This is a genomic window from Paenibacillus sp. A3M_27_13 (assembly GCF_024213315.1).
In the GTDB taxonomy this organism is placed as follows: Bacteria; Bacillota; Bacilli; order Paenibacillales; family Paenibacillaceae; genus Paenibacillus; species Paenibacillus polymyxa_B.
The window spans coordinates 55,592-77,173 of record NZ_JANAVE010000003.1 but is presented as its reverse complement, the minus strand read 5'-3'; the positions used below and the strand labels follow the sequence as shown (position 1 = coordinate 77,173).

The window sequence follows — 21,582 nt, the reverse complement described above, 5'->3', positions numbered from 1 at the left end:
ACTTTTCACCTGAATCCTGGAAATATGGGCGATTAAGGTTCTAATTCAAGGTGCATCTTGGCTTCCGCCTCATCCCATGGCACCGAGTAACCCGCCCCCTTGGCGCAAAAGATGGAGGAGGATGTATACAGTGGGTCTGCCCCTTTGCGGTAGCCCATCCGTTCTATGACTTCCTCCGTGTTATGGCAGCGGTCGTAGCCGCTGAACACGCAGCGGATACTGCCTCGTCCATGCGTAAAGGATGCAAATTCGGCACTGTAGTTCATGAAAGTCGACACGGGCACCCTACCCGTGACCACCGCTTGCGTTCCGGTTGTTTGCGGCGGATTAAAAATACCTGAAGCACGCTGAATATCGGACAGCACCCTGCCCATTTCATCGATAGCGACCTTAATTTTAAAATCGTAAAAGGGCTCCAGCAGCACGTTGTCCGCCTTCTCCAGACCCTGCCGTAGTGCTCGAAAGGTAGCCTCACGAAAATCGCCGCCATGGGTATGTTCTTTGTGCGCGCGGCCCCTCAGCAGCGTAATGTTCACGTCGGTGACTGGCATGCCGGTCAGCAGTCCGTGATGCTCCCGTTCATAGAGATGATTCCGAATCAGATTCTGATAACTGACATTCAGATCATCGGCATGACATCTGCTATCGAACATGATGCCGTTGCCTCTTGCTCCCGGTTCAATCAGCAAATGCACTTCCGCATAATGCCTGAGCGGTTCGAAGTGGCCGTACCCTTTCACAGCCGATTGAATCGTTTCCTTATACAAGATTTCCGGTTGTCCAAAAGAGATAGCAAAGCCAAACCGCTCTCTAACAAGCTGCTCCAGCACTTCCAGTTGAATCAATCCCATGACGCGGATAGAAATCTCCTGCAATTTCTCATCCCAAACGACGTTCAGAGAAGGCTCCTCTGCCTCCAGCGTGCGAAAAGCACCGAGCACCTTCTGTACATGTATCGAATTGTCGAATAATACCTTCGATTGTAACGTCGGCTCCGACTCGTAAGCTAACTTGTCCGATATCGACCCCAGGCCTTGTCCAGCTTCGGCGGCGGACAAGCCGGCAGCCGCAAACAAATCGCCAGCTTCCACTTGTTCCACCGGCTGCGATTTAAGGCCGTTAAACAAGAAGAGCCGCGTAACTTTTTCGTCATATTGAACCCCGCCGCTCTCGTAACTAAGCTGTTCTCTCACCTTTAGCCGACCACCCAGCGCCTTAATGAACGTGAGTCTCGCTCCGCCTGCATCGTGCCGAATTTTATAAACCCGCCCCTGGAACGAAGCATTCTCGTCATAAGTGGTTGTCGTCAGCAGATGCAGCTGATCCAGAAATTCAATGACGCCTGCATCCTGAAGCGCAGAGCCGTAAGCACAGGGGAAGAGAAGACCTGCCGCTATCATCCTCTGCAAAGCCTCCAGCCAGAAGCCGCAATCCTCTCTCCCCTCTAGGAATGCTTCCAGCAAAGCTTCGTCCCGCTCCGCCATGGCCTCCCGCAGCGGCTCGCCGACTATGCCGTCAGCGAAGCTCTGTGTAATGCAGCATACTTCCCCCGTCAACTGCTGACGGATATCCGCCTCGGTTCTGCCTACATCCGCGCCGATCCGATCCGTCTTGTTGATAAAGAAGAACGTCGGAATCCGATGCTTGCGCAGCAGCTGCCAGACCGTCTCCGTATGGCCCTGGACACCTTCAACTGCGCTTACAATCAGGATGGCATAATCAATGACCTGAATCGCCCGCTCCATCTCCGGGGAGAAATCGACGTGTCCGGGCGTGTCTATTAAGAAATAGCTGTCTCCTTTATATTCTATTACCGCCTGATCTGCGAACACCGTAATACCCCTTGCCCGCTCGATGTCGTGGCTGTCCAGAAACGCATCCTGATGATCCACCCGCCCCCGCGACCGGATACTGTGCGTATGGTACAGCAGCTGTTCCGCAAAAGTTGTCTTACCTGCATCCACATGGGCGAACAGGCCAATCGTTAGTCGCTTCATAGAATCCCACTTTCAACGCTTCTTGTTGATACTGCTCATTTTATTAAAGCATAGAAATCGGGAGAGTGGGTAGGAGTTGGTTTTGAGAGGGGGTCTTTTTTCATAAATTGCGTAGATAAACTTAGGATCATTTTCGCTGCCACGCATACCCCTTAACTATTTAAGAGCTGCACATCTTACAGAGCATTTAATTGTAGTATACTGAAGTAGTCTTTACTAATTTCCTAGATTCTACAGGTGGCTAACATGACTAATAAACTTATTTTTAAAAAAATAGGCTTTTCTTCACATGACGCACAACAAATAGAGGAAGATTTGCTAACCAACCATCCCATTATCTACATTCTTTATAATCAACACTCGCTCCAGGCTTATGTTGGCGAAACGGTTCAATTTAAACGGCGCTTAAAAAAGCATTTGGGTAATCCCCAGCGCAAGGGCCTTAAGCAAACCATACTTATTGGACATAAACGATTCCACCAGTCTGCGACCTATAATATTGAGACTAATTTAATTAACTATTTGATCGCAGAAAATCGATACAGGCTTCAGAATGTCAGCCAGACGGTAAAAAGTGAGGTACACAATTACTATCGAAAGCATTACTACAATGAAGGTGTTTTCACAGAAATATGGGAAAAACTCAGAGATGAAGAAATTGTAAAAGAACCTATTGAAAAATTAAAGAATAGGGATACCTATAAGCTCTCGCCCTTTAAAGAACTATCCGATCAGCAGTTTGAGATTAAGAATCAAATCCTTAATTTCTGCAAGAAAAATATTCAAAAAACGGAGTCGCAAGTATTAACTATTGAAGGGGAAGCAGGAACCGGAAAAAGTGTGCTAATAAGTTCTCTATTTAATACTATTCAGGACTATGCCAATGACAGTGACTCTGTTCTCTACGGTACAAATAATTACTTATTAGTGAACCATAGCGAGATGCTAAAGACTTATCATAGTCTGGCTAAAAGCCTTCCTAATATAAAAAAGAACAAAGTTATGAAGCCCACTACATTCATTAATGATCAAAAAATAACGTCAGCAAATATTGTCTTAGTAGACGAAGCCCATTTGCTTCTAACTAAGGAAGATCGATATAACAACTTCAAAGGGAATAATCATCTCGAGGAAATTATCAAGAAAAGCAAAATAACGATCGTCATTTTTGACCCGAAACAGGTTCTAAGAATCAAAAGCTACTGGAACAAAAAAATGTTAAAAGAAATTACTGAAAAATATCATTCTAAAACCTTTCGTTTAGAAGATCAATTCCGAATGAATGCCAAGCCTGAGTTTGTTAACTGGATTGACAGCTTTGTATCAAAGAAGCTGATTAACATGCCACAAGTAAGTCAAAATACATATGACTTGCAGATTTTCAGCAATGCTCTTGAAATGAAGAAAGCGATTGAGGACAAAAACAAAAAGTTTGGCTTGTCCCGAATAGTTGCGACCTTTGATTATGAACACAAAAAGGACGGACAGGTATACTACGTTGAGACAGACGGATTGAAAATGCCTTGGAATATTCCAGTTAGCGGCACGACCTGGGCGGAGAAAGAGGATACGATTCATGAAGTAGGTTCTATCTATACCATCCAAGGCTTTGATTTAAATTATGTAGGTGTCATACTAGGTCCTTCAGTCGGGTATGATGAACATACGGACCAAATCCTTATTGATACAACTAAATATAAGGATGTCGGCGCCTTTAACTCACGAAGTGATCTCTCTGCGCAGGAAATACAACAAGCTAAACAAGATATCATTTTAAATTCAATTAATGTGTTGATGAAGCGCGGTATCCATGGACTCTATATTTACACTGCAGACCCTAAACTAAGAAAGAAGCTATTGTCTTTGGTTAAAAGTTAAGGACCCGATGCACCAAGCAAGACCACTTCCCGAAATATTAGACTAACGTGAAATGCTCCTATAGGTTTAGACTAAAACTTTATCCTATTTGTCGTACGCTTCGCGCTAGGTTGTACGGCAAGTTTTAGAGCCGTCCAGCACTGGACGGCTCTATCATGGTCATTTTAATTATGCTGAAAGATTAGCGAGAAATACAGCAATATATTGGTCATCAATACGAAAATCATTTCCACGATTAACTAACATACAAAATTGATTGTTTCGTTGCTCAATTAGACCAACACCAGAGAACAAATACCCTTGATGTTCATTGGCCAAATTTTGTAGATCTTGAAAGTAACGACCAAAGTTAACTGCGGCGTTATCAAAGAAATATTCCTCGAAATATATTAGAAAGGAGTTACTACCATCTTGTAGCTGAAGCACTGCTCTTTTGTCGCCCACTTCAACATTTTGAATATAACCTTCTATGCTTCTAGTCCAATTCAAATCATCAACAGTCAAGTTGATTAGGGACCTATTTCTGACAGAGGGTTCTCTCACATTATCCTCTCCACTTGCTAAATCAGCATTTGGACCTGTGGTGGGAACAATGTTCAGAGTAGTATTCTCACCGGAGCCTGGGTCTACTGTAGGTCTTGGCTTTTTCTTGTTGCCCGATTTAGGTTTACCCGTTCCTGCTGCTTCTTTTCTCTTTTTCCTCAAATTATCAAGTACATTTTTAACATGTTTCTCGCTTAATTCCATAGTAGATGTAGCAACAGATCTTTGTTTGTTTGCTGTAGCCACCCTCTCAAAATAGTCCACGCAATCTTGAGTGTGGTCTTCTTTGGGCCAAGTTTTGAAGTAAGCCCTCACTTTTCCTTTAGGTACATAGGACAGCCTGGCGGTGCACCCTTGATAAGTGCAGTACAAATTATTTTTAACATCAGTGAAATTTTCGTGTTGTTCAATATTAAAAACCGTAACCATCTCTTCGTTCTCATCGGATTTATAAATCGCTTCATAGATAGACATATATCACAATCTTCCTTCCTAAATTTTATATCTTGGGACAGGAAGAAATCCTCTCTATGTACCCCCTTAACTTTTTGCCGATCTTATAAAAACCGTTTCTTATTTCCGAACGAAAGGCGAACATAAAATGAACATTTTATAATGATACTATTTTATTCTTGCCTAATATGACTGAAATCTGTTAGTATAAACTCATCGTGAATGGAAACGGATAGTTATATTAAGTATGTCCTCTCTCAATGTCCCCACATTGAGAGAGCTACCGAACGGACATCGGAAGACTTCTGTCCCATTATTATTGTATATTCTTACTATATACAAAGTCAAAAAAGCTAATGTCGTTATTCAGCGATTTTAGTCTTTTTTTGTCCGAATTTGCCCAAATATCTTATCTATTGCATATGAAATCTCCCTATATCTCGTTAGCACTCTATATTATGGAGTGCTAACGAGGTTCTTTGAATAATTCTCTCCCACCTTACATTAAACAACGGACATTTCTTCCCCAAAACGCCGTGCCGTATTGTCTCTCACCGAAGTCAACAACATCCTAACCCCCTACGTCGATTGCTCGGAATGCTGACTGCTCACCACACCAGCGCCAGGGCTGAAGAGGCTTTCTCTTCATTGACCGGAATAAGACTAAATATTTCGCCCTACTTATGATACGGTTCACCGCACTATCTATAACGGCAAGTTTTAAGACCATCCCGTAAGATGGCCTTGTTCTTGAAATCCTAAGGGTCGTTATCATTTTTCATCTAATCAGAATCTTAAATTCATAATATTAGAAATCCATTCTGTAGCTAGTTGAAATACTTGTATGTGCTTAAAGACAACAGGAGTTTCCATTAAATAAAGCCCCGCCTACTCGCTCTCCTCTCACAATATTCTGGACTATACCGTAATACTCTTCAAATAATCAAGACTCAAGCTAATTGATTATTGAACTAATAATCAACTCGATCAATTAACTTTTCACCTCGCCATTGACCCAAATAGATTGAACCATACATTTCATAGAGATCAATGTTGTATGGAATATGCTCCCTAATTAAATACTCTTTATATTCTGTTGTCATATTTAAAAACTCCATAATTTGTTCTTCACTAAATAAGTGAAAGTCTTTCTTAGTTGAGTTATAAACGTTCCAAAAGCGCTCGAGGGGTTTTGGGTGCGTTTTTTGAGAATTTATTGGAGGATAAATATAGTTCGAAACAGCTTCAAAGATATCTAAATATAGAAAAAAAAGAATAGCCGCAAGAACTAAATATTGATATTCCATTTTACTCTTAAATATCGGTCTATCTAATGCAGTGAGATCAGCCTCAAACTCTTGTTTCTGCATGTAATTATAATACACGTGATTTTTCTGCTCTCCGTATTGTTCCAATGATCTTCTTGTTAGTGGACGTAGGGTCGTGTTACTTTCATCCAGGTGGTTAAGTAAATGATGCGCAATTTCATGCCCAAATATAAATTCAATTTGTTTGTTCGCAATGTTTGTACATTGATTGTGTATATTCTTGGGAACTTTACCACGTGGATCAAGTTCAAAATCCATAGCTTCAGTCTCTAACATTGTCCTTATAGCAATCATTCTGGAACTTGACTTAACATCTGAAGGAATTTCACCAAAGTTTAAAAATCCTAAATTCATATAATAAAAGAAATGTCTAAGCGCTTCTGACACCACAATAATATTCCCGAAATCTGTTTTCATACAGTAACCATTAGATTCAAAAGTGAATATAAAACCCATCGGGACATTTTTTACTACTTCATGATCCTTTTTTGGTAACAAATGAATATATTTATTAAATTCCTTTGTTCTAAAATGGTTCGAAAAACTCCATTTATCCCCTAATAATCTTTTTCTAGCAAGGATAACTCTCTCTAAACGGGTACTGTCAAACAATGCTTCCGCCCTTAGCTTCAATAAGTAATCAGCCCCATTAGTTGGGTTAAAGATACGTTCCACCTCATTTTTATTACAAAATGATAAGAACCAGTTCTTCTCTTCTGCCCTGGGGTCGTCATCATTATAAAGATCACAGACAGAGCGACTTTGCAATTGGAAAAACTTCACCCCAGGATCCTTGTTAGCAATGGCACGTTCAAGCATTCTTAGATTTTCTTCATTTGCCCTATGACGTCTTTTCATATCTTCCCTCCTATGTTTAATCAGCATTATCGTACCGGTGATGATTTTGCAAACAAGGTATTCGATTAATATTTAAAAATACTCATAGTAATGAACTTTATAATACTTAAATTATATATGAATATTAAAAACTTGCCGCTACTTATGATACGGTTCCCCCCGATTAATCTTCACCGCCCGATAAATCTGCTCTACCAGCACCAATCGCATCAGCTGGTGAGGCAGGGTCATTCTTCCGAAGCTCAGCTTCTGCTGGGCGCGACGGAGGACTTCGTCAGAGAGACCGTGGCTTCCGCCAATGACGAAGACAACATGGCTTGTGCCGTAGGTGCCGAGCTTGTCCAATTCCTCTGCGAGTTCTTCCGAGCTCCACAGTTTGCCGTCGATGGCGAGTACAATGATGTGTGCTTCGCTTTTCACATGAGCAAGGATGCGCTCTCCCTCTCGCTCCTTGACCTGTCGAACCTCCGCCTCGCTCAGTGTATCGGGAGCCTTTTCATCGGCTACTTCGATCATTTGAAACTTAATGTACGGGCCCAGCCGTTTAACGTATTCCTGAATTCCCATGACCAAATACTTCTCTTTTAACTTGCCCACACCTATAAGCTGAATAAACAAATTCCATACCCCTATCTATGTCGAATGATAATGTAAAATCGCATTTACGATCCCTAACATGAAAAAATACCTTTAACATAGTTATTTTAGCACCTGCAACGTCTCTTACCTATCTATTTCCTCTCCACTACGAGCCTATTCCCTGTTCAGATTATAGCGGATCATTCATTTACGCCCTCTACAATGAAATGCCTATCCATTTCATATTCATCAACACACTGCATTAGCATCTGTCGATATTGGCTGATTTGTTCCGCTGTCGCTGACTCCCGTAATGATTCGAACAATGCCGTACATCTCTTGAAATTACGATCGTTACCCGACTGATCAGCTAGTTGCATCGCCTGCAAAGTAAGCCCCACTGCATCCTGTAATCTATCGTACTTCCGATAGTACAAAGCCAAGTGATAGCAGTAGCTATAATAGTAAGATACGTTCTCCGCGTCTTCATAACTCCCGAATTCATCAATCTGCTCTGCAAACGTATGTAAAATATCTGCCACATCCAAATGGTACATAAGCGCTGCCTGTAATATGGTATTCAACCCCGGTAATATTTCCTCTAGATTATCCTGCAAAAAGGCTACGTATTCCTCGACATGCTCTATATTTCCAGACAAAATATCCACTGCATATAAATTAGTTTTGGCTAAAAACCTGAATTCCTCGACAACCTGATTGTCTTCTTCCTTCAGGTCCTCCATCCACCCCAGCTCAGCATACTTATAGATGCACTCCCTTGCCTGCTCATATGTACCCTGGTTCTGGTGAGCCATTCCACACATCAGGTGACTGAGCCCGAAATAATATACCAACGGACGTTCTAAATGGACATGCGGGATGGATAATTTCATTGCTTTATGATACTGCCGTTCTTCATAGATACGCTGTACACATTGGTACAAAATATCCGCCGTCTCCATCACCTTTTTCCAGTTTTCAAAAGCCACAGCCATCTCTAACATTTCAACAATGATGTCCGGTTTGAGTGATTTTAGAATGTCCTCTTGCAAAAATATTACCTCCTCTAGTATATCCTCATTATCGATTTAGAGTCGCTAACCACTCGTGAGGAGTGACTAAACAAATTAATTATACTACTTAAAATGCGTAATATAAACCATTTTTACTATATATTTTGACCTGACTTTTATACTTCATCTTCCATAAGCTTGTTATGAGGTGGTTATATGACAGAATTACGCAAGCAAATGGGTATAAGAATCCGTGCTATTCGAAATGCAAAGGGACTAACACAGCAAAAACTGGCTGACATCGCAAGCTTGGACTATCGATATATTGGTGCATTAGAAAGAGGCGAAAGAAACTTTTCGATTGATACCTTGGAGAAAGTGTTAACTGCCTTAAACGTGTCTATCAGTGAATTAATGTTTTCCAAAGAACATATGACTGAAGACGAAACTATTCGGCAAGAGGCGATAGATGAGTTTGTTGCGTTGACCAGCAGATTGAATGAGGAGCAAATCGGCATTCTCAGACGCGTTAGTAAAGAAGTTTCACGGGCGTTCAAGTAAGTCATGCCACCCTATAAAAGCCATAAATAAAACCAAAAAAGAGCACCGCACAGGTGCCCTCCAAACCTTTTATAAAAATACTCAAGCGTACAGCATAAAAAAGCTCACTTCATGTCCCAGTTGCTTCAAATAATTATAAATCTGCGAACGATGATGGAATACGTGGGTCAAGGTCTCAATCTGCCATTGAACCTGCAAATGTCCATGCTCCATATAAAAGGCCTTCGTCGAACGGTTCAGATAATCGTCTTCGCTAAGCGAAAGAATGTAAGCTTTATAAGCCTCAAAATTCTGCCTGAAAGTCGCAGCCAAGCGCTCGGGATCTTCCACCCCGGACAGGCTGGTTTCAATGCTTCCCACTTCACCCTCAGACTTCTCCTGCATGATCGCAAGATCCGAAGCAGGAATAAGCACAAAGTGATGCACTAACTCCAGCAGCGAACGGAAATTACCCTGTGGGCGAAAGCTCCAATCCTCTGGACGTATTTTACGAATCAAGGCTTCCCCCGTTCGTACTCCGGTCTCCAGCTCATTCAGCAAATGATCGCGAACTTGCAGCGTTCCACTCATATTCACATCTCTCCTTTGCCATTCTTATTCATATTTTGAGTATAGCCGAAGCCTCTGGGCGTGTATTGTAAAAATCGGACAACTTCCGTAAATCCTTAGCCGCAGTAAGCGGAGAATCTCCATAAAACCTGCGGAAATCGCGGATTAAATGCGCCTGGTCGAAAAAGCTATGCTTCAATGCCAACTCCGTCCAATCCAGATCCCCGCCGCTTTGAATACTGTGTAGAACGCTCTGGAAGCGGACGACTTCACTGAACTTTTTGGGGCTGATTCCGATCCATTGTCCGAACTTGCGGTTAAGCTGTCTTTCACTGATCGCCTCACACTCCGCAAGCTCCTTAACCCCCACACTCCCAGCGCTCACAAAGATGCGATGCAGCAAGTTTTTCATCAGGTCACAATCGTTCGTGCGTTGGCGCAGCAGAAGCTGGTTAAGATACTCATCCATGATGCGCACCCGTTCATTGAAATTCTGCGCTTCCATAATGCGCTCACCTATGACGGCGATGCTTTCGGGCCAGAGATCTTCCAAGCGATAATTACCACCTGTAAACAAATGAGTCGGCATACCGTGAAAATAATGTGCCCCACCGGGAAAAAATCGCACCGCAAAAATGCGTGTCTCGGACCCTGCTTGTCTGGCAGACACAAACGGTTGTGTAAATGTCCCACAGTACGAGAGTTCCTGACGCTTACTCACCGGGTCGTATTCAAATAGAATATCCGTACAGCCGTCAGGTAAAACCCGCTCCATGGTTTCTTCATGCGGCAAGCTTAACAAAGCGGTGTCTTCGCACGAAGCTGCTAGATTCTCTTCTACCACCCTATTAGCCGGACCAGACTCCCAATAACAGGCCACGTAAGCTTTCAGCACAGCAGACGGCTTTTGTTCGATATAATACGTGGACAGATCACTTCCATTGACTTGAAGCGGACGAAATAGTGAATGCAGCAAAGGGTCCATCTATCGTTCACTCCTGTCTCAGTACGTGGTGGGAATAAATATAGCTCTATGTATGGGGTATTTTTGCAATAAATCCTGGTATACAAAAAGGACGTTTCTGCCCGAAACGCCCGTGCTTGTTTTTTAGACGACCAAAAACTCTGCTTTGTTCTCACATTCCTTGCACTTCACTGGAGGGTCCCAATCCGAAAATTTCGTTTCCTTAAGATCGACGACATCCGGTGCATCCTCGTATTCATCGACGAACATATCAATTGCCAGTTCCACATGCTCTTTACATACCACGTACATTCCAGTTGCATCCCTTTCCGTTTGAAGCTCTTCCTGTTGTAGGTGTGTCAAAACTGCCTTCTTTTGTTCTACCACACTTGACGGGGAAAGGAAAGGGCTTGCTTTTTACCCCAAACGTCTGGTTGTAAAAATAAGAAAATTAGTGACATTCAAGTCCTCGTGAAAATGAGGATATTTCTCCAACATTTCGGCAGACGGCTTGGGTTCGATCATTCCATCCAACAACAGTCCCGCCTCAACAATGGTCTGTACATAGCTGCCCAGCGTACGGTGAAAATACAAAAGCTTTTCCTCCTGATCATAAGGAATCGCTTGCTCCAGAGGGCCTTCGTTGAAATATTGATCCACTTTCCAATACAGCTTTTTCCCTGTCTCATCCTTCACCCAACCACTCTGCGGTGTCTGAAAGCACGGATGCAGAATAGAAAAAATAAAGCGGCCTCCTGGAACTAATAATCGCTGCATTTCGGCAATCGCCTGCTCATAATGGGCCAAGTCCTGTATGACCATATTGGACACGATCAGATCAAACCTCTGGTCCCCGAACATCTCAAGCCTCTCCAGATTGCCATGGTGATATGTAATTCCCATTGATGGTGGTGTTCGCTCTCTTGCAAGCTTCAGCATCTCTGTCGAGTAATCGACAGCCTCTACCAACGCACCCGCTCTGGCCATTTTACGGCTTAGATAGCCTTCGCCACAGCCGGCATCCAGCACTTTTTTGCCCCCGAGAGGTCCCAGACAGGCTTGCAATGCCGGATTCAGCAGTACTTCGCGAGATCGATCTCCTTCCTCCGTGTACTTGGCAGTAAAGTTTTCTGCATGCATATTCCAGCGTCGAATGGCCTCTTCCGTGTCCCACTTATTCATATTCATCTCCTTCTTTCTTTTGTATTTACAAATCCGATGCTATACTACAATCCACGTAGGGCCATAGATTTTACACTCATTTCTGTATTTTTTCAATAATAACGCTTACAAAATTAAAATATCTAATTAACACATGATTTTTACATGAATTATACAGGTATTCCATATTCAAATAGTGTGGTAGTGTTTTATTAGAAAGCGCTTTCAAAAATAACTTTGTAAAGGGGCCTGTTATGTTAAAACGAAGACCCGTTTCATTGCTGTCGTTGACGCTTGCCATTACCCTGTTGTTATCTACGTTCGCATCCGTTGCCGCTGCTGCCGAATCTGACGGACAAGCACCACAAGCTGCGGCTGCGAGCAGCATGCAATCGTATGTGGAAGCCATGCAGCCTGGATGGAATTTAGGAAATTCTCTGGATGCTGTGGGGGCGGATGAAACAGCCTGGGGCAATCCGCGCATTACCCAGGCGTTGATCCAGCAAATTGCTGCCCAAGGGTACAAAAGCATACGCATCCCGGTCACCTGGGATAAGCACATTGGAGCAGCACCAAACTATACCGTTGAGTCTGCCTACATGAACCGTGTGGAAGAGGTTGTTCGCTGGGCACTGGATGCCAATCTGTACGTCATGATTAATGTCCATCATGATTCATGGACGTGGGTAAGCAATATGGAGCCCAAACATGATGAGGTGCTGGCTCGCTATAACGCATTATGGACACAAATTGCCCCACGCTTTAAAGACCAGCCTAACAAGCTGATGTTCGAAAGTATTAACGAACCCCGTTTCTCCGAAGGAGGGACTACGGATGAAGCGAAAATGAATCAGATGCTCCAAGAACTGAATGTATCCTTCCACAAAATTGTCCGCGCCTCTGGCGGTAAAAATGCCACTCGTCCCCTTGTTCTGCCTGGCTTGGACACCTCACCTGCTCAGGCCAAAATCAACGAGCTGTATAACACGATAACCAAGCTGAATGATCCCAATCTGATTGCCACCGTCCACTATTATGGTTATTGGCCTTTCAGTGTAAATATTGCGGGCCATACTACTTTTGATAAAGATACTAAAAACGATATCATCCAAACCTTTGATAACGTCTATAACACCTTTGTAGCCAAAGGTATTCCGGTTATTGTAGGTGAATTCGGTCTACTCGGCTTCGATAAAAATACAGGCGTTATTGAACAAGGCGAAAAGCTGAAATTCTTCGAGTATTTAACCTATTACATGAAAGAGAAGAAAATAACAGGTATGCTCTGGGATAACGGCCAGCATTTTAACCGCACAACGTACAAATGGTCTGATCCTGAGCTCTTTAATGTTATTAAAGCCAGTCTAAAAGGGCGTTCCTCCAATGCAGCCAGTGACCTCATTCACTTGAAGAAGGGCACTCCTGCTCAGGATGCCAAGGTCATTTTAAACCTGAACGGCAATCAGCTGAAAACACTCAGTGTGGGCGGCAAGCAACTGACACAGGGCACCGATTATGCGCTGAGCGGAGACACATTAACCTTAAAGGCCAGCTTGCTCACTAGCCTGACCACTTCCGGTAAATATGGGGAGAATGCCGTCATTACCGCTAAATTTAACAAGGGGGCAGACTGGAACTTCAAAGTAGTCGTGTATGATACCCCAAAATTAAGCGCTGTCGAAGGGACTACACAAGCCTTTACCATTCCAACAGAATTCCACGGTAGCCAGCTCGCCACGATGGAAGCCGTTTATACCAATGGTGGCAATGCCGGTCCACAGGATTGGACGCCTTATAAAGAGTTTGGCAATACTTTTGCCCCTGCCTATGATGCCAATGTCATCAAGCTGCTACCTGAATTTTTTAATAGTGTAAAAGATGGTGAAGTCACGCTGAAGTTCCATTTTTGGAGCGGCGATGTGGTGACATACAAGATCACCAAGAGTGGAACCCGTGTAACGGGAACGACATCCTAATCTAAGGCTCAGCAGAAGATCGAAAAAGGCGTTCCCGGAAATGAGCCGGTGAACGCCTTTTTTTATAGTTAAGCCTATAAGTTACCTTAGCCTTCCGGCTTATCTGTTAATTTTAACATCACCGTTTCTTCCTTGCCTGCCCGGTAAAAAGTAACTTTCAGCTCATCGCCAATCTTCTTGTTATCGTACAAGTAGCGACGTAAATCAAGGGTAGAGTTAATCGGTTCGCTATCAAACGCTGTAATGACATCGTTCAGCTTCAAGCCACCCTCCTTGGCAGGACCATGGGCCTCCAGAACGACTGCCCCATTTTTCACGCTGTCCGGCAACTTGAGCTCCTTGCGCTGAGTTTCATCCAGCGGTGCATATTCATTGTTGAGGTCCACCGTGTATACCCCCAGATAAGGGCGGGTGATCTTGCCGTCCTCAACCAGTTCATTCACCGTCTTCATTACCTCATTGGCGGGAATGGCGAAACCAAGTCCCTCAACACCAGTATCAGCGATTTTCATCGTATTGATGCCAATCACACGTCCGTCCAGATCGACCAGCGCTCCGCCGCTGTTTCCCTCATTAATCGCCGCATCGGTCTGGATCACATGCTGCTCCCAGTCATATACGCCATCCTGGTTAATGGAAATCGGAATGATGCGATTCGTATAACTCACAATACCGGAGGTAAGCGTGTCTCCCAGGCCAAGCGGATTGCCAATAGCAATGACCGTCTCACCCAGACGAAGTTTACTGGAGTCGCCGATATCCGCTACCGTGCTAATGCCTTTATCGTCAACTGCGAGTACAGCGATATCACTAATGCGATCCTTTCCGATCAGCTTTGCCTCTTTTCTGACACCGTCTACCGTTACAATATCCAGATCATCTGATCCTTCGACCACATGGTTATTTGTCATAATGAAGGCTTTGCCTGAACTCACTCGGAAAATGACACCCGATCCAAGCGCGGATTGTTCCGTGCTTTTACCATCTTCCTCTTTCAGATTCACGATGCTGACGACGGCTGGGCGCACCTTGGCTGCCGCCTGCACAATCCGATCATACGGATCACCCGCTGCTTGCCGCAAGGGATAGTGACTGGCTCCCGTTACCGCCGTAGTGGAGGGCAGGCCTGTAATAAAGCTGAACAGAAGCACAGCAACCACTGCACTGACTGCACCGCTAATGACAGCAGCTTGCACCGGACTTACTCCACGCTTCCTGTGTGGCCAACGTCCACGTCCTCCACGGCGCGCCTTAAATGCCATTTTTTTAGCCGCACGTGTGGATACCTTTGTTGAATAAAAATCGTCCTCAAACAAGCCCATGCTAATCCTCTCCCCTTCGTTGTCATGCACCGACACTCACTAAAAAATTAGGGCTATTCGGGCTTGCGCCAACCTATGCTACAGAGAACCTGCTCCGTTGAACATCTCAAATGGATTGAATATCCCTTATCATCGGAATCCAGCAACCAATCGTTCCGGCCTACTTATTAATCACCACAAATGGTGCCTTCCTAAGCAACCGAATCTCATAAATTAGCATACACGCCGAATCTGACCCCGAATAGAGGAAAAAAGAGGAATGATTTCCAAACCAATGGACTACAATAGTAACAAGTCTTCTATTCTATTACAAAATGATCGTCTCATAGAGACGTTCTGGCCTGTTCCCGTCCGCTTAAAGCTGCCTATACTTTCGATGAGAGCCTTCCTTCAGAAAGCTTTCCGTTGTTAGCTTTATTGTATCACAGCACCCGGCAAAACCACAGGCAGAACCAAGCTCATTGCACGCCATTTCTAAAATATTTTTACAGGAGGAATATATGATGAATTCACATCGTTCGGCTATGGATGAAGTTCACATGGCTGCCAAGCTTGCGGATTTGAAAGACGAGCATTACCGCAATACACTGGCGCTAAGTACATTGATTGAACTACTGGTGGACAAAGGCGTAGTGACCCGTGAAGAGGTAGAACGCAAAGCCGCCGAGCTGGACAGCTTTATGGCTCACTTACCTTATCCCAAGGTGTAGGACGATCATAGTACGTATCGCACAATCGAAATTCACTGTCCTTGTAAAAACAGCCGCGGTCTTCCATCGCCCCACGTACAGTCAACTTCGCAAGTTCCATCATATTGTGGTCGCGGCTCAAATGTGCCAAATACGTTCGCTTCGTACGGCCTGTCAACAGCTCGCTAAGAATCGCGCCCGCCATCTCATTGGATAAATGACCGATATCACTGAGAATACGGCGCTTGATGTTCCACGGATAACGACCCATACGCAGCATTTCCACATCATGATTAGACTCCAGTACCAATACATCCGCGTCTGATATCGCCTGTTTCACTTTGTCGCTGACATAGCCAAGATCGGTCGCTACACTGAGCTTCTCTGCCCCATCATAAAAGCTATATCCTACAGGCTCAGCCGCATCATGGGATATGCCAAAAGACTCCACGCGTAATGACTCAAATTCCCGCGTTGCGCCTGTCTCCAATATTCTGCGGTTATCGTCTGCAATTTGCCCAACAGCATTGCTGATGGCAAACCATGTCTTCTCGTTAGCATATATAGGTAAATTATATTTACGCGCCATGGCGCCTAGTCCTTTAACATGATCGGAATGCTCATGCGTGACCAAAATACCATCCAACTCTTCTCCGCTCAGATCGCGTTCTTTCAGCAATTCGTCAATACGCTTCGCGCTGAGACCTGCGTCGATGAGCAATGTCGTGTCTTCGTTCCGCACAACGGTAGCGTTGCCGGTCGAACCGCTCGACAGCACGGTAAATGAAATCCCCATATCTGTTCAAGACCCTTCTGTATGTTCTGTCTTTGGACTAATGACATCTCCGTTCATCTGCACATAGTACACACCTTTCCCGTTATCCATCATAAACCGCCACACGGGGGCAGCCACCTGGCTATCGGAGTTAAAGGTCTGTCCGTAATAACCGAGCCGGATATCCTTCACAATCGAGTCGCGCGGCAAATAACCGTCAATCAGCCTTGCCAGTGCTTTGGACGCAGGCAGCATTTTCTTTGCCTCATCCGAAGGCTGGAGATCGACCTTAATTTTGCGATACCCTGTAATTTTCTGATTGCTGTAAAACAGAGCCAGCTTCACATTAAATAGCGGCCACTTGCCCTGTACCAACGGATGGAGCACAAAAGCATCTGCTTGTCCGGATGCCAACTCCTCCTGAACATCCAGCGGATCATACTGAAAGTTATCGATATCCTTGATTTGTGGCTCCAATGCCTCAACTAGCGCGTCATGGGTGAATACCAGTTTGCTGTCCACCGGCTTCACCAGCTGCACACGATCATCCTTTTCTCCACTATGAACGTATGTGTAAGAAAGTTTAGGCAGCTGCGGGGTATCACCGGGAATCGGAGCCAGCACCTGAATGCTTTTCTCTTCCATTAAACGCTGCGTATTTTCATCCAATGAAGTAAAATCCAAATTCGGCCCTACCGTTTCCTGCGCATCATGCCACAGTTGATAACTCAATACCACATTGAGCAGCAAAAATGTACAGATCAGTACGTTTTTGGCGCGGCTCCAATCCATTCCCGTTCCCCCTTCCTGTCACCTCTTTGTCTCTTGGTCTGGCTGCGTTTGTGTTGTATTCGATGCTGTCGTTACAGGGACAGCATGAATCTCAGCAACAGAACCGTCACTGAGCGTAACGCGCCACTCAGGAGAAAGCTTCAATCCATCATTAATCAGCTCCGGCTGATATACAGGAGTCAGTTCTCTAATCGTCTTCCCTTTGCCTACAGTCTCCAGTTGCTTTTTCAAGGGCTCGCCGCCCGGCATCATAACCTTCTTTGAGGATTGTTCTCCTCCCTTGAGATACAGCAACGAACGTTCATAGACAGAAGCCGTTTCCTGCTGGATTTGCAGCGAAATCGTACCAAAGCGGAACGATGGTGTGTCCAGCACTGGATAAGCACCATAATACTGCTGAAACATCACAGTTGTACGATTTTCATCACTGCTCTTCAATTTCAGCTGATACGAAGCATCCCAACCACCATGCTGATTTACAAAATCAACCGCGGCCAGCACATCCCTAATCGGACTGCTTCCACCCGCCCCCGGCGCACTGGGATCGGTATAGCTCATCCATCGTTGCTCCTGCTTGATTTGCAGACTACGCTTGCTGTCCGTATAAATTTGGGAGCCGTCCTTTTCCTGAATATTGCGCGTAATCCCCGGATCGAAAAACAAATTCCGCTGCATTTGCTCCGTCGTAAACAACCCGGCATATACCACAGGCTGTGTAGTTTCCAGGTCATTCACGGGAATGTAGTACTGATTATCCACCAGCTCGTACAACGGGGCATTTTTACCGAAATTCACATGCTGTCGGATGTCCTCTACCGTCATATCGAACTGGTTCGCCTCATACACCACATCGCCTCTGGCACTGAAAAAGAGCGCGTGCGGCTTGGCATTCTTTTCATCTATATAGATCCAGATGCGGTTAATCGTCTCTCCCTGAAACACCGAATCCGGCGTCAGACGCATGACCCGCTCCAGTAATGAAACCGGGACTCCGCCTGAAAAAGATAATTCGATGCCTTCATTTTCGCTGCGAATCCGCGCCCAGTCTGCCGATTGAATACTTCGACGTTGAAAGTTGTTAAAGCTTCGGCTTTCCAGCCGTGTATAAATTAAATCGTAAAAAGTAACACCCGGATAAAAAACGGTATGCTTCTTCTCACCTTGGTGAATGAGCATTTTATCAGGAAACACGAGGTTCTCAATCTTTTTCTCCTGCCCCATGCTTTCGGTTTTGACATAGTTCGTCTCTGAAGTGAGTACAGAATCACTGCCCGGAAGGCGGTAAATCAAAAAATAAGTCTGTATCAGGCTGGAAGCAACCAGCAAAATAAGCGTCCAGGACTTCAAACGTTCCTTCACTGTGCTTCCCTCCCTTCACTCGACATGGGTAGCGTAAAGGTCGTACAGGTTCCCTGACCGTATTCCGACTCCAGAAAAATCTGGCCCCCATGCGCCTTTACAATTTCCCGGGCAATCGACAGTCCCAGTCCCGTGCCGCCCATATTGCGCGATCTCGCCTTGTCTACACGATAAAACCGTTCAAAAATCCGGTCCAGGTCTTTTTTGGGAATACCAATTCCGGTGTCTTGTACCGAAATGGATAGCATCCCCTCACTATTGCGGCGAGCTTCAATCCGAATACTCCCGCCATCTGGCGTATATTTCAGCGCATTGGACATCAGGTTGTCCAACACCTGCTCAATTTGGTCCCGGTCGATCACGACTTTACCGATTCCCTGCTCTACGAACATCCCTGAGCGAATGTGCTTTTGCTTCATTTGAAAAGAAAACCGATCTGCGACCTCGTCCAGCATCTCCATCACATCTGCAGGCTGCATCCGCAAAGGTGCCTCATTGGAATCGAGCCGTGACAGATGCAGCAAATCCGTAACCAACCGGATCATACGCTCTGTCTCGTTGCGGATCACGCCCACGAAACGCTCCGCGAGCTGCGGTTCAGCCATCGCGCCGTCATCCAGCGCCTCAGCATAGCTGCGGATGGTCGTCAACGGAGTGCGCAGCTCATGTGATACATTCGCTACGAATTCCCGCCGTGTCGTCTCCATCTCCTCCTGCTCCGTCACGTCTTGGAGTACGGCAATCGTTCCCGTAATGCCAAATTCCCGCCGATGAATCGGCGTGAATGTCACACGGATAACAATGGGTTCATCCTGACCGGCTGGCTCCAGCTGCAAGAGCGTGGAGGCCGAAGAGCCGCTATACAGGGCCTCGGTTTCCTCCGGGTCGATCCCCAGCAGTACCGCGATATGCCTTCCAGTCATTTCGTTCTCGTTTACGCCCAGCATGGCGCTGGCCCGACGGTTGACTAGAATGACCCGGCCATTGTCATCAGTAGCGACTACACCGTCGCTCATATTGGTCAAGATGGAGGAGAGCTTCTCCTTCTCCTCTTCATTTTGGGACAGCGCCTCACGCAGACGGCCTGTCATATAGTTAAAGGCCACGCTGAGCCTGCCGATCTCGTCATCACCAAATACAGGCATCTGCTGGTCGAATTTGCCCTCGGCAACCTCCGTTGCATGACGTGTCATCACCTTAATCGGGTGCGTAATCGTGTGGGCCAATACCACGCCCAGCACAGCCGTCAACGCGAGCGCAATGAGCATACCTGAAAGAAACACATTGTTAATGCGTTTCATCGTATCGTAGAGCTCGGTCATCGAAGCGGCGATGTACACCGCGCCGACAATCTTGCCTTGGCTGATAACAGGTTTGGCGACGACCTTCTTGCGGACATTATCCTCGTCCACCATGTATTCCTCGTTATCACGGATACCTTGGAGTGCGCGGCTGACCACTGTCTGCGTATTTTTGCGTCCGACATAATCGGCGTGTGAACCCTGAGAAGTAATTAATACTTTGCCGCTGGCATCCAGCACCTGAATTTCCGCGCCGCTGAAATCAAACAAATTATTCACGCGTGCACGCAGGCTTTCCACGCTGTCTTCTTCCATTTTGCCGTCACTGCCACTCAGATCCTGCTCCGCCAGCACGGACAGCATCTCCGCCCGTGCTTGCAAATCCTGCGTAAAATTACTCGTGAGAGAGTTCTTCATCGAGCTGACAAAGTAGACCCCAATCAGCTGCATAGCCACCAAGATTAGCAACACATAGATAATAATCAGCTTTGCATGAATGGTACGAAAGAAAGACAGCCATCTCATGCCCGCAGGCCACCTTTGCCCCCGCTAACGATATATCCAAGACCACGGCGTGTCAGGATGGTCTCCGGCTTGCTCGGGTTCTCCTCAATCTTCTCGCGCAACCTCCGAATGGTCACATCTACTGTCCGCACATCCCCGTAGTATTCGAAGCCCCATACTGCCTGGAGCAAATGCTCCCGCGTCATGACTTTTCCAGCATTCTTCGCCATATAGTGCAATAGCTCATACTCACGGTGCGTCAGGTCAAGCGGTGTTCCGTTTTTGTAAGCTGTATACATATCCGTATCAAAAAAGAGGTCGCCCACGCGCAGCCCCTGCTTATCCTCCTGCGGTCGGCTTTCCGACGTGCCTGCCCCGCCGCGTTGCTGTCTGCGCATCTGTGCCTTCACCCGTGCCAGCAATTCCCGTGTGCTGAACGGCTTTGTCACATAATCGTCCGCGCCCAGCTCCAGCCCCAGCACTTTGTCGATTTCGCCGTCCTTAGCGGTCAGCATAATAATCGGCGTCTGGAGCTGATGCCCACGTACCTCGCGGCATACGTCCATGCCATCCATGCCCGGTAGCATCAGATCCAGCAGAATCAGGTCAGGCTGCTGCTTGACCGCGATATCCACCGCGCTGATTCCATCGAAGGCGCAAATCACCTGGTAGCCCTCTTTTTCCAAATTAAATTTTAAAATATCAGCGATTGGCTGTTCATCATCCACTACCAGAATCGTTCCCTGCATATAGCGTTCACCTCTCTTCACGGATCATAATTTATAATTAACTTACGTTTGTCAGTACCTATAAGATGTTTATTCTATTCTATCATACCCGTGAGCCATTCCATTACTTCTCTAGACCCTTTTCTTTACGCAGAAAAAAACCATGCCTGCACCTAATGTTAAGCATGCAGAAAAACATGGCCTTTCCCTTTGATTCTCATAAATCATGTAACTCTCGCTATAAATATCCAA

At 45.5% G+C, this 21,582-nt stretch carries 19 protein-coding genes; 4 read left to right on the top strand and 15 right to left on the bottom strand.

Going from position 1 to position 21,582, the window contains the following annotated elements:
* Nucleotides 1-32: 32 nt before the first annotated feature.
* Nucleotides 33-1,997 carry an elongation factor G gene (locus tag NLX82_RS13295; protein WP_254348265.1) on the bottom strand — a complete coding sequence of 655 codons (1,965 nt, stop codon included), beginning with the start codon at nt 1,995-1,997 and terminating at the stop codon, nt 33-35.
* Between the two features lie 246 nt (nt 1,998-2,243).
* On the opposite strand from NLX82_RS13295, the gene NLX82_RS13290 reads away from it, so the two are divergent.
* Complete coding sequence (locus NLX82_RS13290) at nt 2,244-3,875, top strand: DUF2075 domain-containing protein (RefSeq protein WP_254348264.1); 1,632 nt, start codon at nt 2,244-2,246, stop codon at nt 3,873-3,875.
* A gap of 168 nt (nt 3,876-4,043) precedes the next feature.
* Here NLX82_RS13290 and NLX82_RS13285 read toward each other — a convergent pair whose 3' ends face one another.
* The 4 genes from NLX82_RS13285 to NLX82_RS13270 form a co-directional block, all read right to left on the bottom strand.
* Nucleotides 4,044-4,892 carry a hypothetical protein gene (locus NLX82_RS13285; protein WP_254348262.1) on the bottom strand — a complete coding sequence of 283 codons (849 nt, stop codon included), beginning with the start codon at nt 4,890-4,892 and terminating at the stop codon, nt 4,044-4,046.
* 950 nt (nt 4,893-5,842) lie between these two features.
* Nucleotides 5,843-7,057 carry a M48 family metalloprotease gene (locus NLX82_RS13280; protein WP_254348261.1) on the bottom strand — a complete coding sequence of 405 codons (1,215 nt, stop codon included), beginning with the start codon at nt 7,055-7,057 and terminating at the stop codon, nt 5,843-5,845.
* A 138-nt stretch (nt 7,058-7,195) separates the two neighbouring features.
* Entirely contained in the window at nt 7,196-7,675 is a 480-nt protein-coding gene (gene rlmH, locus NLX82_RS13275; RefSeq protein ID WP_068939279.1) for a 23S rRNA (pseudouridine(1915)-N(3))-methyltransferase RlmH, read from the bottom strand.
* Nucleotides 7,676-7,836: 161 nt separating this feature from the next.
* The gene (locus NLX82_RS13270) at nt 7,837-8,688 is read right to left on the bottom strand and encodes a DNA-binding protein (RefSeq protein WP_254348259.1); all 852 of its coding nucleotides are present in this window, start codon (nt 8,686-8,688) and stop codon (nt 7,837-7,839) included.
* A 177-nt stretch (nt 8,689-8,865) separates the two neighbouring features.
* On the opposite strand from NLX82_RS13270, the gene NLX82_RS13265 reads away from it, so the two are divergent.
* A complete protein-coding gene (locus tag NLX82_RS13265; protein WP_254348257.1) occupies nt 8,866-9,210 on the top strand; it encodes a helix-turn-helix domain-containing protein in 345 nt (114 codons plus the stop codon).
* Nucleotides 9,211-9,291: 81 nt separating this feature from the next.
* Here NLX82_RS13265 and NLX82_RS13260 read toward each other — a convergent pair whose 3' ends face one another.
* The 4 genes from NLX82_RS13260 to NLX82_RS13245 all read right to left on the bottom strand — a co-directional run bounded on the left by NLX82_RS13260 (nt 9,292) and on the right by NLX82_RS13245 (nt 11,905).
* Entirely contained in the window at nt 9,292-9,780 is a 489-nt protein-coding gene (locus NLX82_RS13260; RefSeq protein WP_254348255.1) for a DinB family protein, read from the bottom strand.
* Between the two features lie 28 nt (nt 9,781-9,808).
* Entirely contained in the window at nt 9,809-10,744 is a 936-nt protein-coding gene (locus NLX82_RS13255; RefSeq protein ID WP_254348249.1) for an AraC family transcriptional regulator, read from the bottom strand.
* A gap of 123 nt (nt 10,745-10,867) precedes the next feature.
* Nucleotides 10,868-11,035 (bottom strand): CxxH/CxxC protein, encoded by a 168-nt coding sequence (locus NLX82_RS13250; protein ID WP_007433184.1) that lies wholly within the window; start codon nt 11,033-11,035, stop codon nt 10,868-10,870.
* Nucleotides 11,036-11,140: 105 nt separating this feature from the next.
* The gene (locus NLX82_RS13245; RefSeq protein WP_076156794.1) at nt 11,141-11,905 is read right to left on the bottom strand and encodes a class I SAM-dependent methyltransferase; all 765 of its coding nucleotides are present in this window, start codon (nt 11,903-11,905) and stop codon (nt 11,141-11,143) included.
* Nucleotides 11,906-12,138: 233 nt separating this feature from the next.
* Here NLX82_RS13245 and NLX82_RS13240 point away from each other — a divergent pair, with 233 nt between their 5' ends.
* The gene (locus NLX82_RS13240; protein WP_254348247.1) at nt 12,139-13,860 is read left to right on the top strand and encodes a cellulase family glycosylhydrolase; all 1,722 of its coding nucleotides are present in this window, start codon (nt 12,139-12,141) and stop codon (nt 13,858-13,860) included.
* Between the two features lie 86 nt (nt 13,861-13,946).
* Here NLX82_RS13240 and NLX82_RS13235 read toward each other — a convergent pair whose 3' ends face one another.
* Nucleotides 13,947-15,182: a S1C family serine protease gene (locus NLX82_RS13235; RefSeq protein ID WP_023991119.1), complete on the bottom strand. Its 1,236-nt coding sequence runs from the start codon at nt 15,180-15,182 to the stop codon at nt 13,947-13,949.
* Nucleotides 15,183-15,685: 503 nt separating this feature from the next.
* On the opposite strand from NLX82_RS13235, the gene NLX82_RS13230 reads away from it, so the two are divergent.
* Nucleotides 15,686-15,892, top strand: coding sequence for a hypothetical protein (locus NLX82_RS13230; protein ID WP_028540967.1), 207 nt, complete (start codon nt 15,686-15,688; stop codon nt 15,890-15,892).
* Here NLX82_RS13230 and NLX82_RS13225 read toward each other — a convergent pair.
* The 5 genes from NLX82_RS13225 to yycF form a co-directional block, all read right to left on the bottom strand.
* Complete coding sequence (locus NLX82_RS13225) at nt 15,861-16,667, bottom strand: MBL fold metallo-hydrolase (protein ID WP_023991120.1); 807 nt, start codon at nt 16,665-16,667, stop codon at nt 15,861-15,863. The two genes, NLX82_RS13230 and NLX82_RS13225, sit on opposite strands and share 32 nt — an antisense overlap.
* A gap of 6 nt (nt 16,668-16,673) precedes the next feature.
* Complete coding sequence (gene yycI / locus NLX82_RS13220) at nt 16,674-17,438, bottom strand: two-component system regulatory protein YycI (protein WP_023991121.1); 765 nt, start codon at nt 17,436-17,438, stop codon at nt 16,674-16,676.
* Between the two features lie 18 nt (nt 17,439-17,456).
* Nucleotides 17,457-18,797 (bottom strand): YycH family regulatory protein, encoded by a 1,341-nt coding sequence (locus tag NLX82_RS13215; RefSeq protein ID WP_254348245.1) that lies wholly within the window; start codon nt 18,795-18,797, stop codon nt 17,457-17,459.
* Nucleotides 18,794-20,548 carry a cell wall metabolism sensor histidine kinase WalK gene (gene walK / locus NLX82_RS13210; RefSeq protein ID WP_416145706.1) on the bottom strand — a complete coding sequence of 585 codons (1,755 nt, stop codon included), beginning with the start codon at nt 20,546-20,548 and terminating at the stop codon, nt 18,794-18,796. Before walK ends, NLX82_RS13215 begins: the two co-directional genes overlap by 4 nt.
* Before the next feature lie 71 nt (nt 20,549-20,619).
* The gene (yycF, locus tag NLX82_RS13205) at nt 20,620-21,351 is read right to left on the bottom strand and encodes a response regulator YycF (RefSeq protein ID WP_023991124.1); all 732 of its coding nucleotides are present in this window, start codon (nt 21,349-21,351) and stop codon (nt 20,620-20,622) included.
* Between the last annotated feature and the right edge of the window lie 231 nt (nt 21,352-21,582).

Bases quoted from the DNA above. Each gene is read 5' to 3' on its own strand.
- NLX82_RS13295 (WP_254348265.1), bottom strand. From the start codon at position 1,997: ATGAAGCGACTAACGATTGGCCTGTTCGCCCATGTGGATGCAGGTAAG.
- NLX82_RS13290 (WP_254348264.1), top strand. From the start codon at position 2,244: ATGACTAATAAACTTATTTTTAAAAAAATAGGCTTTTCTTCACATGAC.
- NLX82_RS13285 (WP_254348262.1), bottom strand. From the start codon at position 4,892: ATGTCTATCTATGAAGCGATTTATAAATCCGATGAGAACGAAGAGATG.
- NLX82_RS13280 (WP_254348261.1), bottom strand. From the start codon at position 7,057: ATGAAAAGACGTCATAGGGCAAATGAAGAAAATCTAAGAATGCTTGAA.
- NLX82_RS13265 (WP_254348257.1), top strand. From the start codon at position 8,866: ATGACAGAATTACGCAAGCAAATGGGTATAAGAATCCGTGCTATTCGA.
- NLX82_RS13260 (WP_254348255.1), bottom strand. From the start codon at position 9,780: ATGAGTGGAACGCTGCAAGTTCGCGATCATTTGCTGAATGAGCTGGAG.
- NLX82_RS13255 (WP_254348249.1), bottom strand. From the start codon at position 10,744: ATGGACCCTTTGCTGCATTCACTATTTCGTCCGCTTCAAGTCAATGGA.
- NLX82_RS13250 (WP_007433184.1), bottom strand. From the start codon at position 11,035: ATGTACGTGGTATGTAAAGAGCATGTGGAACTGGCAATTGATATGTTC.
- NLX82_RS13245 (WP_076156794.1), bottom strand. From the start codon at position 11,905: ATGAATAAGTGGGACACGGAAGAGGCCATTCGACGCTGGAATATGCAT.
- NLX82_RS13240 (WP_254348247.1), top strand. From the start codon at position 12,139: ATGTTAAAACGAAGACCCGTTTCATTGCTGTCGTTGACGCTTGCCATT.
- NLX82_RS13235 (WP_023991119.1), bottom strand. From the start codon at position 15,182: ATGGGCTTGTTTGAGGACGATTTTTATTCAACAAAGGTATCCACACGT.
- NLX82_RS13230 (WP_028540967.1), top strand. From the start codon at position 15,686: ATGAATTCACATCGTTCGGCTATGGATGAAGTTCACATGGCTGCCAAG.
- NLX82_RS13225 (WP_023991120.1), bottom strand. From the start codon at position 16,667: ATGGGGATTTCATTTACCGTGCTGTCGAGCGGTTCGACCGGCAACGCT.
- yycI (WP_023991121.1), bottom strand. From the start codon at position 17,438: ATGGATTGGAGCCGCGCCAAAAACGTACTGATCTGTACATTTTTGCTG.
- walK (WP_416145706.1), bottom strand. From the start codon at position 20,548: ATGCAGCTGATTGGGGTCTACTTTGTCAGCTCGATGAAGAACTCTCTC.
- yycF (WP_023991124.1), bottom strand. From the start codon at position 21,351: ATGCAGGGAACGATTCTGGTAGTGGATGATGAACAGCCAATCGCTGAT.